We start from the raw sequence: 254 nt of genomic DNA, 5'->3' as shown, positions 1-254 counted from the left end.
CTCACCGGGCTTGAGCCGGTGAGTACCTCAATGGCATCAGCGTTATAAGTTTGAGTCATGGTTTAAGTTAGCAATTCGAGTTGATCGTCAGAGATGGTGCAGACCAAGAAAATCGACGATCGGGTTGAAATAATCTTCGAAGCCCGTGAATGCGTGGTTGCCGCCTTCTATGACAGTCTGGCGGCAGGAAGCGTAGTACGCCACCGCCTGGCGGTAATCCAGCACTTCATCTCCCGTCTGTTGCAGCAGCCAGA

Annotated in this window: 1 protein-coding gene; it reads right to left on the bottom strand. The window is 52.4% G+C overall.

What is annotated here, in order from left to right; translation table 11 throughout:
* Positions 1–87 precede the first annotated feature (87 nt).
* The gene (locus SB756_RS32605) at positions 88–246 is read right to left on the bottom strand and encodes a YqiA/YcfP family alpha/beta fold hydrolase (protein ID WP_410913581.1); all 159 of its coding nucleotides are present in this window, start codon (positions 244–246) and stop codon (positions 88–90) included.
* Positions 247–254 lie beyond the last annotated feature (8 nt).

The sequence above is a fragment of the Pseudomonas sp. SIMBA_068 genome (genome assembly GCF_046534705.1).
Classification (GTDB): domain Bacteria; phylum Pseudomonadota; class Gammaproteobacteria; order Pseudomonadales; family Pseudomonadaceae; genus Aquipseudomonas; species Aquipseudomonas putida.
This window is presented reverse-complemented; position numbering and strand designations above follow the sequence as displayed.